The organism is Nocardia sp. CA-119907, assembly GCF_050955995.1.
Lineage (GTDB): Bacteria > Actinomycetota > Actinomycetes > Mycobacteriales > Mycobacteriaceae > Nocardia.
Genome location: NZ_CP192091.1, coordinates 8,430,204 through 8,442,186, shown reverse-complemented (window position 1 = coordinate 8,442,186; position 11,983 = coordinate 8,430,204). Strand labels below are relative to the sequence as shown.

Below are 11,983 nucleotides of genomic sequence, written 5' to 3'. Positions count from 1 at the left end.
GAAAGGATTTGGTGTTGGGCTCCGAGGGTGATGGCAGGAACAACGAATCCGACCAGTCCGGGTCGGAGTTCGGTCCTCCGTTGGACGATTTCGGCCCGCCGGTCTCCGAATTCGGCCCGCCGGTGGGTGAATTCGGTCCACCGACGGGTGGTCAGGTTCGACCGCAGTGGTCGGTGCCCGAGCCCGCCACCGATCATCCCGAGCTGATCTGGCGCCCCGCCGACGAACCGCCGTCGGTGCCGCCGCCTCCGCCGCAGTACCGCGCACCGGATACGACGGTATTCGGCGACGCGCCGCCGCCACCCGCGCGCCGGCCGGAGCCGCCGGCCGAACCCGATCCCACCGTCCGGCATGCGACGCCGCCGCAGCGCGAGACCTGGTGGAGCAGCCCGACCGAGTCCGGCGGTGTGCCGAAACCACCGTCCGCGCCGTCCGGCCTGTCCTGGGCCGATGATCCGATCGCCAAACGCCTTGCGCCGAAGCTGCTCTCCGATGACATCACCGCGACCCCGTCGCGCTCCGGTTCGCGCGGCCGGTGGATCGCGCTCGGCGTGCTCGCCGCGGTCGTTGTGGTCCTCGCGCTGGTGGTGACCTTTGTCGCGGTCAGCCGCGACGACGACGGCAGCCCGAAGGCGGTACCACCGGCACCGCCGAGCACCTCCGCCGCGCTGAGCTGCCCGGCGAGTAAGGACGGCAAGGTGACCCGTGGCAATGGCCAGGGCGACACCTCGAGCGGCGCCGGCGCGATCCTCGGCTTCCAGTACGAGTTCTACGTCGGCCGCAATGGCGAGCACGCCAGGAAGTACGTCGCGCCGGATGCGGAGAACGTGTCGACGGCCGAGATCATCCAGCAGGCCATCAACGAGCAGATTCCGGTCGGCACCACGCATTGCCTGCGGATTGCCGAGGTCGCCGCGGAGACCTTCGAGGTAGACCTGACCGAGCATCGTCCCGATGGCACGACCAATGTGTACCGGCAGACCGTCACCACGGTGATCCGGGACGGCAAGACCGTCATCTTCGCGATCAAGGAACGCATCTGAGCTCGACTGCCTCCTCGGATCTGTTGCCGGTCGCCGGATGCCGCGACGGGTCTGGTCGCGGGCTGATGGTCGGGTCGGTATCGAGTTCTGGGTGTACCCGGCGAGTTACCCACGTGGGTGCGAGCAGTGGCTCGGTTTTCAGATCATGGGATGAATATTTCGTATCTCGGCGGTGATGTGGGACAGTGGGGTTTCGCGTACCGTGGCGTTCCCGGAGGTTTCCCATGTCGCCGACCAATCCACCGCTCGCGGCCAAGCTGGGCGGACTGAAGAGTTCGGCGATCCGTGATCTGCTGACGCTGACCACCCGCGCCGAGGTGATCGGCCTCGCGGGCGGGTTGCCGGATGCGCAGCTGATGCCGCGCGAGCGGCTCGCCGCGGCGGCCGAGGCCGCGCTGCGCAGCTCCGCGGTGCTGCAGTACACCGAGTCGCCCGGGTGGGCGCCGCTGCGTGATGTGCTGCGGCAGCGCGAGTCGGCCAAGCTGGGCCGTGCCGTCGAACTCGGCGAGGTGTTCGTGACGCATGGTTCGCAGCAGGCGCTATCGCTGCTCGCCGAGGTGCTGCTCGATCCGGGCGCACTGGTCGTCGTCGAGGATCCGGCGTATGTCGGTGCGCTGCAGGTGTTCCGGGCGGCCGGGGCGCGAATTGTGGCGGTGCCCTTGGATTCCGATGGCATGCGGGTGGATGTGCTGAAGGAGTTGCTGGCTCGCGGTGAACGCCCGACGGTCGTGCACACGGTGAGCAACTTCCACAATCCGGGTGGTGTCACGATGAGTTCGCCGCGCCGTCGCGAGTTGGCCGAACTGGCCGACGCGTACGGCTTCTGGGTGATCGAGGACGACCCGTACGGTGAGCTCTGGTTCGACCGGCCCTCGCCCGATCCGGTGGCGACCTATTCCCGCAATGTGATCCGCCTCTCCAGCGCCTCGAAGATCCTCTCGCCCGCGCTGCGCGTCGGCTGGATGGTGGCCGAGGACCGGGTCTGTCGCGCGGTCGAATTGCTGAAACAGGGCGCGGACCTGTGCGGCTCGGCGCTGACCCACCAGATCGCCGCCGAACTGCTCACCGACGAACCGTGGCTCACCGGCCACGTCGATACCGTCCGCACCGCCTACGGCGACCGCGCCAAGGCGCTCGTGCACGCCGTTCGCACCCGCTTCGGCGATCGCGTCACCTGCACCGACGCCACCGGCGGCATGTTCGTGTGGGCCGATTTCACCGATGGCACCGATACCGATCGCCTGCTGCCGCGCGCCATCGAAAACGGCGTCGCCTTCGTGCCCGGGTCCGCGTTCGCCGTCGATACCGACTACAGCCACTCGATGCGCATGTGCTTCACCACTTTCGACCCGTCGACACTGGAAGTGGCCGTCGATCGGATGGCCAGAGCTGCCGAGTAGCCGGGAGCAACTCAGGGCGAGCCCACCCAGTTGTACGTGCGCTCCACGGCCTTGTTCCAAGCGGCGAGGTGGGTTTCGCGGTCGGCCGCCGACATCGCGGGCTGCCAGGTCTTATCCGCGGCCCAGTTGGCCCGGATGTCATCGGTGCTCTCCCACAGCCCGACGGCCAGTCCGGCCGCGTAGGCCGCACCGAGTGCCGTGGTTTCGTTGACGACCGGACGGACCACCGGGACGTCGAGAATGTCGGATTGGAACTGCATGAGCAGATCGTTGCCGACCATGCCGCCGTCGACCTTGAGGGTGGTCAGTTCCAGCCGCAGTTGCTGTGATTCGGCATCGGCGCGCATCGCGTCCATCACCTCGCGCGTTTGAAATGCGGTGGACTCCAATACCGCTCGAGCCAGATGTCCCTTGTTGACGAAGCGGGTCAGGCCCGCGATGACGCCGCGCGCATCCGGGCGCCAGCGTGGCGCGAAGAGGCCGGAGAACGCCGGGACGATATAGGCGCCGCCATTGTCCTCGACGCTGCGGGCCAGCGGCTCGATATCGTCGGCGGTGGCGATGATGCCGAGATTGTCCCGGAACCATTGCACCAGTGCGCCGGTCACCGCGATGGATCCTTCCAGCGCGTATACCGCGGCCTCGCCGCCGAGCCGGTAGCAGACCGTGGTGAGCAGCCCGTGCTTGCTGAATACCGGTGTGTTTCCGGTGTTGAGCAGCATGAAATTGCCGGTGCCATAGGTGTTCTTGGCCTCGCCGGGGGAGAGACAGGCCTGGCCGAAGGTCGCCGCCTGCTGATCGCCGAGGATGCCCGCGACGGGTATGCCGGCCAGCGGGCCGGAGCCGATCTCCGCGTAGATCTCCGATGAGCTGCGGATATCGGGCAGCATCGACGGCGGCACGCCGAATTCGGCGCAGATCTGCGGATCCCATTGCAGCGTACGAAGATCCATCAGCATGGTGCGCGAAGCATTGGTCACATCGGTGATGTGCTGACCGGTGAGATTCCACAGCACCCAGCTGTCGATGGTGCCGAAACACAGCTCGCCCGCCTCGGCACGTGCCCGCGCGCCCTCGACATTGTCGAGGATCCAGCGCAGTTTCGGCCCGGCGAAGTACGTGGACAATGGTAGACCGGTGCGGTCCTGGTAGCGCGTCGCGCCGAATTCGCCGCCGAGTTCGGTCACCAGACGATCGGTGCGGGTGTCCTGCCAGACGATCGCGTGGTGAATCGGCTTGCCGCTGGCCCGATCCCACACCACCGTCGTCTCGCGCTGATTGGTGAGCCCGACCGCGTTGATCTCGGCGGCGGCGATACCCGTGCTCCGCAGCACCTCGCCGAGTACGAATTCGGTATTGCGCCATATGGTTTCCGGATCGTGTTCGACCCAGCCCGGCTGCGGGAAGATCTGCTCGTGCTCGCGTTGCGCGATACCGACGACGCGGCCCTGCCGGTCGAAGATGATGCACCGACTCGAGGTCGTGCCCTGATCAATGGCGGCCACATAGCGACGCATTCGTGCAGGCTACTAAAAGCGGCGCGGCCCGCGTAGGAAACCGCGGAGCGCGCCCCGCATCACATCGCGACCAGCGGGTCGCCGGACTAGTGTTGGTATCGGTTACCGGCGGGTAGCGCGGGTCGGCGACACGGCTTCGGCCCCGACCCGGGATGTCGGCCGACTCCCTTAGCCTGTACAACAGAACACCGCCTCTACCGTGCAGCTCGAGCGAATGCCCGAAGACCACAAACGCCGTCTACACCCCGACGCCGCGTCGGCGGGAGGAGTCGAGCATGACCAATAAACCGGAATCGCAGTTCCTCGGCCCCGAGCAGCGCGCGACGGCATGGGAGCGCTTCGGCAAGGACCACTTCGATGTGGTCGTCGTCGGTGGCGGTGTGGTCGGCTCGGGCATCGCGCTCGACGCCGCGACCCGCGGTCTGAAGGTCGCGCTGGTCGAGGCGCGTGATCTCGCCTCCGGCACCTCCAGTCGGTCCTCGAAGATGTTCCACGGTGGTCTGCGCTACCTGGAGCAGTTGGAATTCGGGCTGGTGCGCGAGGCCCTGCGGGAGCGCGAACTCGCACTGTCCACCCTCGCCCCGCATCTGGTGAAACCGCTGCGCTTCCTCTACCCGCTGACCCATCGCGGCTGGGAGCGCCCGTACGTGGCGGCCGGACTGGTGCTCTACGACACCATGGGCGGCGCGAAATCCGTTCCCGGCCAACATCATTTATCCCGGCACGGCGCAATGCGGCTGGCGCCCGGCCTGCGCCGCGATTCGCTGATCGGCGGCGTCAGCTACTACGACACCGTCGTCGACGATGCCCGCCACACCATGATGGTCGCCCGGACCGCCGCGCACTACGGCGCGGTGATCCGCACCTCCACCCAGGTCGTCGGCTTCCTGCGCGAGGCCGACCGGTTCGTCGGGGTGAAGGTGCGCGACAGCGAGGACGGGCGCACCGGCGAGATCCGCGCGCATGTGGTGATCAACGCGACCGGTATCTGGACCGATGAGGTGCAGGCGCTCTCGCACAATCGCGGCCGCTTCCACGTGCGCGCCTCCAAGGGCGTGCACATCGTGGTGCCGCGCGATCGCATTGTCAGCGATGCCGCGATCATTCTGCGCACCGCCACCTCGGTGCTGTTCGTGATTCCGTGGGGCGCGCACTGGATCATCGGCACCACCGATACCGACTGGAATCTGGATCTGGCCCATCCGGCGGCGACCAAGGCCGATATCGACTATCTGCTGAACCGGGTCAACCAGGTGCTGGTCACGCCGCTCACCCCCGGTGATATCGACGGCGTCTACGCGGGTCTGCGGCCTTTGCTCGCGGGCGAGAGCGATTCGACATCCAAGCTGTCGCGTGAGCATGCCGTCGCGCGGGTGGCACCGGGTCTGGTCGGCATCGCGGGTGGGAAGTACACGACCTATCGAGTGATGGCCTACGACGCGGTGGACGAGGCGGCCCAGGATATTCCGGCGCGCGTCTCGCCATCCATTACCGCGAAGGTCCCGCTGCTCGGTGCCGACGGCTATTTCGCGCTGATCAATCAGACGGTGCAGTTGGCCGATGCATATGGCGTGCATCCGTACCGGATCAAGCATCTGCTCGACCGCTACGGCTCGCTCATCGACGAGGTGATGGCCATGGCCGATGGCAAACCCGAACTGCTGCAACCGATTATGGACGCACCATCGTATCTGCAGGTGGAGGCGGTGTACGCGGCGGCGGCGGAGGGCGCGCTGCACCTCGAGGACATTCTGGCCCGCCGGACCAGGATCTCCATCGAATATTCGCACCGCGGCGCCAACTGCGCCGAGCAGGTGGCCCGACTGGTCGCGCCGGTGCTCGGCTGGGACAATAACGAAATCGACTGGGAGGTAACGACCTACCAGGCCCGAGTCGCGGCCGAGATCAGTTCCCAGACCCAGCCGGACGACGAATCAGCCGACGCCCTGCGCATAGTGGCTCCTGAACCGCGCCCGCAGATCCTGGAACCGGTCCCGTTGGACACCTGAGGATTATCCGATCGGCGGTGGCGGCAGCACGATCGAGGCGATGGTGCCGCCACCGGCGGCCGGCTCCATTGTCGCAGTGCCGCCGTGCAATTCGGCGATCCATGCGACCAGCGCCAGTCCGATGCCGCTGCCGCGACCGGCGGTCACCCCGCGCTGGAACGGATTGCTCGACAGCTGTGGCGTCAAACCAGCGCCATGGTCGCGCACGCTGACGCGGCCGTCGGCGACATGCACCTCAATGGGCGCACCACGATTGACCGCGCCGTGGGTGATCGCGTTCTCGATGAGATTGCGCACCGCCAGGCTCAGCAGATTCGGATCGCCGACCACCACGCTGGGATCGGCCCGCAGCACGATACCGGCCTTCGGGAACTCCTCGACCACCGATTCGGTGAGCTGGTCCAGCAGTAGCTGCACCTGCTCCATGGTGGTGACGCCCGCTTGCATCCGGGCGCGCGCCAACAGTCCGGCGACGATCCGCTCCATCCGCGCGCCCAGTGCCCTGGCATCGACCAGCGCCCGCTCGACCTCGTGCGGGTTGCGGCGGCGCGGCGCGGTGACCAATCCCAGAGTTGTGAGCGGTGTCCGCAATTCGTGCGCGGCGTCGCCGAGGAAGCGCTCCTGCTCTTCGAGCATGACGATGGCCTGGCGCATGCTCCGACTCGCGAGCAGATGTCCGGCCACCGCGGACAGTGCGACCAGCGTGAGCCCGCCGACCACGAGTCCCCAGATCAGCAGGGCCCGATCACGGTCGAACGCACCGGGATTCGTGCCCGCGATGACGACCGCCTTGGTCTTGGAGTCCTCCCAGGTGAGCGGTGTCGCCGCGATCCGGACCGGGCGACCGGCACCGTCGTATCCGTCGCGGAAGATGGTTTCATCGGCCAGGTCGGCATCATCGGCCAATCCGGCGGCGCCGTCGTCCTTGGGCAGCCAGGAGCGCAGATGTGCGAAGCTCTCCTGCCACGTGCCGTCGCCCGGCGAACTGAGCACCAGCACCGCCACCTCGCCATTGGCGAGTGCGTCGTTCTCGAGTTGGCTCACGTCGATGGTTTCCTCGCCCTCGGGCAGGTTGACGGCGCGGAAGAGCCCGCTCACCACCCGATCGAGGGAATCATCGATGGCGCTCGCGCGCGAGCGGGCGTCGATGGTCGCCGCGACAATGCCGAGAATGATCAGACAGGTCGCGGTGATCGCGGTGATCAGCGCGGTGAGCTGCCAGCGGGTGCGGCGCAGCCGGGCCACGGCGGGGCGGGCGTCCGCCGTGGAGATCAAGGTGCGAATGGGTCACTTCCGATCATGAAGCCGGTGCCGCGCACGGTTTCGATGACCGGCGGCGCGCCGAGCTTGCGACGCAGTTGCGCGATCACGGCGTCGACGACATTCGATGCGGGTTCGGCCATTTCGTCCCAGCAGCATTCGATCAGCTCCGAGCGCGAGACCACGTGGCCGGCCCGGGTGGCGAGCAATTCGAGGACCGCGAATTCCTTCGGAGTGAGCGAGCGCAGAATGCCCGCGCGCTGCACCCGACGGCGCGGCAGGTCGATATCTATGTCGCCGAGCAGGATACGCGCCGGTGCCGGATGCTCGCGCCGCCGTGACAGCGCGCGGACCCGTGCGGCGAGTTCGGGCAGTGCGAAGGGTTTGACGAGGTAGTCGTCGGCGCCGTTGTCGAATCCGGCGATGCGATCGGCCAGTGCGTCGCGGGCGGTGAGCATCAGGACCGGAACCCGCTGGCCCCTGGCCCGATGCGCCGAGACCAATTGCAGGCCATCGCCATCGGGCAGACCACGATCGACGATGAGGACGTCATAGACATTGACGGAGATCTTGAAATCGGCATCGGCGAGGTTGGGTGCGAGGTCGACCGCGAAACCGGCCGATCGCAGTCCCGCGGCGACTTCGTTGCCAAGACCCGCATCATCCTCGATCACCAGCACCCGCACGAGGTCCGAGAATAAGGTATTTCACACTCCGTGCGCAGGCCGGAGTCCGAGTGGCCGACCCCCTGCGGCCACTCGAATCGCCGGTGGTGCTCAGTAGGTGTAGAGATCCCAGCCGTCGGCGACCTCGCGGCACTCCCACTGGGTGCCACCGGTCTTCGGCGAATTCCCGTCGGCGGCGCAGGCATCGTAGGTCGCGTAGTTGCCGATGAAGGGGGTGTGCATCGGGGTCGGCGCGGCCGATGCGACACCGGCGCCCGCGGCGACGGCACCGAGGGCGAACATTCCGGCGGCGATTGCGGAGCGGATCTTCATGGTCGTTTCCTCTCGTTCTCGCGGGTCGTTCCCGCGGTGGAACAAGAAAACCAATGCGTCCATGAGAATTTCGTGATGTAGGTGAAACCGCAGTTCAGTGCGTATTTTTCGGTGCTTCGACGCGAACCGCCCATGAGACGAGGGACCGAATGTAGCTCAGTACCAGCTCATCTGGGTATTGCTGCGGATCGACCAGATGCAGGCGGGCCAGTTCCTCCAATGCCGCGAGCAGGATGCGCTCGGTCGCGCCGTTCGGATCGACCGTGACCCCGGCATAGCGCGACAGATGCCGCGCGCCGATCGCCCGCGCATAGGCCCGGCCGAGCTCGAGCCGGTCGCGCAGATCGGGTGGACCGCCGTCGGGTGGGCTGAGAATGATCCGCCAACTGGTCGGCGCGGTGTGCAGATAGGCGAGGATGCCGCGGCCGAGCTCATCGACATCGTCGGCGGTGCCGGCCCAATCGACAGTGCCGATGCCGGCGAGTGCGATCGCCGATTCCCGATCCACCAGGGCGGTCATCAGTCCGGACAGATCGGTGAACTGCTGATACACCAGGGCTCTCGCGACCTGTGCCTCACGCGCGACCCGCTCGATGCTCACCGCGCCGAAGCCGTCGGCGGCGACGATATCACGCGCCACATCGAGTAGCTGTGCGCGCCGGTCGGCCGCGGACATGCGGCGCTTGGGCGTGGTGCATGGCTTCGCGCTGGGGTGCTCGGACGTCGAGCGCTCCGTGGTCACGGCAACGACGGTAGCGCAAGTAGCAGATCCACCGCCTTGGCAGCGCTCTGCACCGCGCTCTCCATGGTGGCCGACCAGTCGGTTGCGGTCCAATCACCGGCCAGTACCAGCGTCGGTATCGAGGTGCGTTGGTCCGGGCGCAGGCCGTGCGTGCCGAGTACCTGTGAGAAGGTCGCCTTCGGCATCCGAACCACGTGTCCCTGAATGACTTTCGCGTTCTCCGCGGCCGGGTAGTAGCGACGCAGCAGCCGCATCTGCTCGTCGAGGATCTCCTCGTTGGTCTTGTGGATCTGCTCGTAGGCGCCGCTGGTGGTCAGGCAGTACAGCCAGGCCTGGTCGGTGCTGCGACCGGTCATCAGCTGCCGGTCGAAGACCTCGTCGATAATGCCGGCGCCGCCGATCAGCGCCTCGAATTCGGCCTTGGTGCCGAGCGGACGGTCCAGGTAGAGGTTGGTGCTGACGATCGGCGTGTAGCCCAATTTATCCGCGGCGGCATATATTTCGGCATGCTCGGGCAGTTCGTCGAGCAGTCCGCCGATATTCGAATTCGGCACCGCGCAGACGACGGCATCGGCCGCGACGACCGATCCGTCGGCGAGGACGACCCCGGTCACCGCCCCATGGTCGATATTGATGCGGCGAGCCACCGCGCGGTGCCGGATCTCGACACCATATTTCTCGAAAGCCTTGTGGGCCCCGGTGACGAACAGTGTGTCGAGGTCGGTGGTCGGGTGACCGATGGTGACCGCCCTGCGGTGTTGAATCCCGAGCCGGATGCCGGTTGCCAGTAGATCGGCGAGGATCTTGGCCGATTCCTGGTGCACCGGCTCGGCGGCGAGGCCGAGAGCGAGCCAGTCCCACAACGCTTCTCGCGCCGCAGCGGGCATGCCCACCCGGTTGAACCACTGTTCGGTGGTGAGGTCGGCGAGGTCGGCGGGCTGGTGCAGGCTCTGCCAGCCCAGTCGCACCGTAGCGCGGGCCGCGCGCAGCCGATCGAGCAGGCTCGCATCGGGATGTGCGCCGAACAGGGTGCGCCATGCGCCCCAGCCCTTGGTCGACATGAACACGCTGCGCCCACCCGGCCAGCGCAGCGTCCCACCGTGCGGGAAGGCGACGTGCTCGCGGGTGCCGACGCTGGTCAGATAGCGGAACAGATGGTCGTAACCGCTGGCGATCACATGCTGGCCGTTATCGGGAACGTCATCGGCCGCTTCGACCTTCATCGCATGTGTCCGGCCGCCGAGTCTGCCCCGACGTTCCAGCAGGGTGACCTGCTTGCCCGCCTCGGCCAGCCAGACGGCGGACGCGAGTCCGGCCAGGCCGCCACCGATGACCACGTACCGCCGCGGATCGTTCACGATGCACTCCCTTGTTAACTTACATTTTGCAAGTTAACCGGGAGTGCTTGGACCGTCAAGGGTTTGGGGATCGACTAAACGACAACCTGCGCCAGGGCGTGGAATTCGATCGAGCTGTGCGCGGAGAACACCGTGACCTCATCGCCGTGGTCGCGCACGAGTTCGCCCATCCGCCGCTGATTTTCGATGCGCGCGGCCGGAAGTGTCTGCACACGCTTTTCGAACATCGCCGTCCCGATGGGCTGATGTGGACGCGCCAAGTCGAGGACGCCAGGATGGAAGTACGAGTCGCCCGCTGACAGCAGCCAGCCGCTTCCGGTATCGACGGCGACCCCGGTATGACCGCGGGTATGTCCGGCGAGCGGGATCAGCAGGATTTCCGGTGGCAGCCCGGTCAATTCGCGCACCGCGTCGAATCCGAACCAGCTGTCGCCGGTATCCGCATACGACTCCCAGCGCGGACCGTGCCGGAACTGAGGCTCCTTGTAGCGCAGGCGTTCTTTCTGGGTGTGTCGGCCCTGTAGGGCGTCCAACTCTTCGGCGTAGACGTGCACCCGGGCGTGCGGGAAGTCGGCGAGGCCACCCGCGTGATCGAGATCGAGATGGGTGAGCACGATATCGCGGACATCCTCGCGCCGGTAGCCGAGCGCTTCGATCTGATGCGCCGCGGTCTCGGCCAGGTCGAGCACGGGGTTGGTGAGCCGGAGGAAGCGGCGGCCGAGCCATTCCTCGGGCCGGTGCGCCGCCTGCTCGCCCATGCCGGTCTCCACCAGGACGAGTCCGGCATCGAGTTCGATGAGCAGGCAGTGGCAGACCATTTCGGCGCGGCGGAAGATGCCGCCGGTGCCATCGACGAGTCGTCCGCCGAGTGGGCGCATGGTTCCGCAGTTGAGGTGGTGCACTCGCATCAGGAAAGCTCCCGTTCGAAGGTGGTACGCAGATGAGCGGCGACGGCCCGCAGCGGGGCGGTATCGCGTTGGGTCTTGGCGAGCAGCAGGGCGCCCTCGATCATGGCCAGGGCGACGGTGGACAATTCGGCGGCGCGCGGTCGATCGATCCCCTTGTCCCGCAGGAACTTTTCGATCGAGACCCGCCAGGATTCGAAGCCGGTGGCGCAGGCCTGCCTGATCAGTTCGCTCTCGCGTCCCGCGTCGAGTGCGATGGTCGCGATCGGGCAGCCGCGTTCGAAGTCGGAATCGACCAGCAGTGCGGTCAGGGCGTCGAAGACGGTAGTGATATCGCCGCCATTGGCGAGGATCGCGTCGAGTTGGTCGTGCAGCTGTCTGCCCGACTGGGCGAGGGCCTCGGCGGCGAGCTGTTCCTTGCCGCCCGGAAAGTGGAAATACAGCGAGCCCTTGGGCGCGCCGCCCGCGCTCACGAGTTGGTTCAAGCCGGTGGCGTGATAGCCCTGGGTGTGGAAGAGGTCGGCCGCGGCATCGATGAAGCGTTGGCGCGAGTCGGTACGAGGTGCCACCTGCCCTAAGGTACGTGAACTATGACGACCGGTCTAGTGAGTTCTGGAAACTGACGCACTGTCGATGTGGTCGGTGGTGTTGGTTGCGGGGTGTCCGAGTCGCCGACCGGTGAAAGCGCGTGCAGCAGTAGATAGCTGAAAACCGCGGTTGCGGCGATGGCGAGCAGCGCGGTGAACAGCCG

General features: G+C 66.9%; 11 protein-coding genes. 3 read left to right on the top strand and 8 right to left on the bottom strand.

Features of this window, described 5'->3' with window-relative positions; genetic code table 11:
- Nucleotides 1-14: 14 nt before the first annotated feature.
- Both ACQP2D_RS38130 and ACQP2D_RS38125 read left to right on the top strand, forming a co-directional pair.
- Nucleotides 15-1,043, top strand: coding sequence for a hypothetical protein (locus ACQP2D_RS38130; RefSeq protein ID WP_433680765.1), 1,029 nt, complete (start codon nucleotides 15-17; stop codon nucleotides 1,041-1,043).
- Nucleotides 1,044-1,267: 224 nt separating this feature from the next.
- Nucleotides 1,268-2,443, top strand: coding sequence for a PLP-dependent aminotransferase family protein (locus ACQP2D_RS38125; protein WP_433680764.1), 1,176 nt, complete (start codon nucleotides 1,268-1,270; stop codon nucleotides 2,441-2,443).
- A gap of 11 nt (nucleotides 2,444-2,454) precedes the next feature.
- Here the strand turns inward: ACQP2D_RS38125 and glpK are convergent, their stop codons facing one another.
- Entirely contained in the window at nucleotides 2,455-3,960 is a 1,506-nt protein-coding gene (glpK, locus tag ACQP2D_RS38120; protein WP_433680763.1) for a glycerol kinase GlpK, read from the bottom strand.
- Nucleotides 3,961-4,235: 275 nt separating this feature from the next.
- Between glpK and ACQP2D_RS38115 the strand changes: the two genes are divergently transcribed.
- Nucleotides 4,236-5,969 (top strand): glycerol-3-phosphate dehydrogenase/oxidase, encoded by a 1,734-nt coding sequence (locus tag ACQP2D_RS38115; protein WP_433680762.1) that lies wholly within the window; start codon nucleotides 4,236-4,238, stop codon nucleotides 5,967-5,969.
- 3 nt (nucleotides 5,970-5,972) lie between these two features.
- Here the strand turns inward: ACQP2D_RS38115 and ACQP2D_RS38110 are convergent, their stop codons facing one another.
- The 7 genes from ACQP2D_RS38110 to ACQP2D_RS38080 all read right to left on the bottom strand — a co-directional run bounded on the left by ACQP2D_RS38110 (nucleotide 5,973) and on the right by ACQP2D_RS38080 (nucleotide 11,801).
- Nucleotides 5,973-7,244, bottom strand: a complete 1,272-nt coding sequence (locus tag ACQP2D_RS38110) for a sensor histidine kinase (RefSeq protein ID WP_433680761.1) — start codon at nucleotides 7,242-7,244, stop codon at nucleotides 5,973-5,975.
- A complete protein-coding gene (locus ACQP2D_RS38105; protein WP_433680760.1) occupies nucleotides 7,241-7,915 on the bottom strand; it encodes a winged helix-turn-helix domain-containing protein in 675 nt (224 codons plus the stop codon). Before ACQP2D_RS38105 ends, ACQP2D_RS38110 begins: the two co-directional genes overlap by 4 nt.
- A 90-nt stretch (nucleotides 7,916-8,005) precedes the next feature.
- Nucleotides 8,006-8,227, bottom strand: coding sequence for a hypothetical protein (locus ACQP2D_RS38100; protein WP_354958127.1), 222 nt, complete (start codon nucleotides 8,225-8,227; stop codon nucleotides 8,006-8,008).
- Nucleotides 8,228-8,321: 94 nt separating this feature from the next.
- Nucleotides 8,322-8,903 (bottom strand): TetR/AcrR family transcriptional regulator, encoded by a 582-nt coding sequence (locus ACQP2D_RS38095; RefSeq protein ID WP_433685888.1) that lies wholly within the window; start codon nucleotides 8,901-8,903, stop codon nucleotides 8,322-8,324.
- Nucleotides 8,904-8,965: 62 nt separating this feature from the next.
- Nucleotides 8,966-10,330 carry a hydroxysqualene dehydroxylase HpnE gene (hpnE, locus tag ACQP2D_RS38090; protein ID WP_433685887.1) on the bottom strand — a complete coding sequence of 455 codons (1,365 nt, stop codon included), beginning with the start codon at nucleotides 10,328-10,330 and terminating at the stop codon, nucleotides 8,966-8,968.
- Nucleotides 10,331-10,401: 71 nt separating this feature from the next.
- The gene (locus tag ACQP2D_RS38085; protein WP_433680759.1) at nucleotides 10,402-11,235 is read right to left on the bottom strand and encodes an MBL fold metallo-hydrolase; all 834 of its coding nucleotides are present in this window, start codon (nucleotides 11,233-11,235) and stop codon (nucleotides 10,402-10,404) included.
- Nucleotides 11,235-11,801 carry a TetR/AcrR family transcriptional regulator gene (locus tag ACQP2D_RS38080; RefSeq protein WP_433680758.1) on the bottom strand — a complete coding sequence of 189 codons (567 nt, stop codon included), beginning with the start codon at nucleotides 11,799-11,801 and terminating at the stop codon, nucleotides 11,235-11,237. Before ACQP2D_RS38080 ends, ACQP2D_RS38085 begins: the two co-directional genes overlap by 1 nt.
- Between the last annotated feature and the right edge of the window lie 182 nt (nucleotides 11,802-11,983).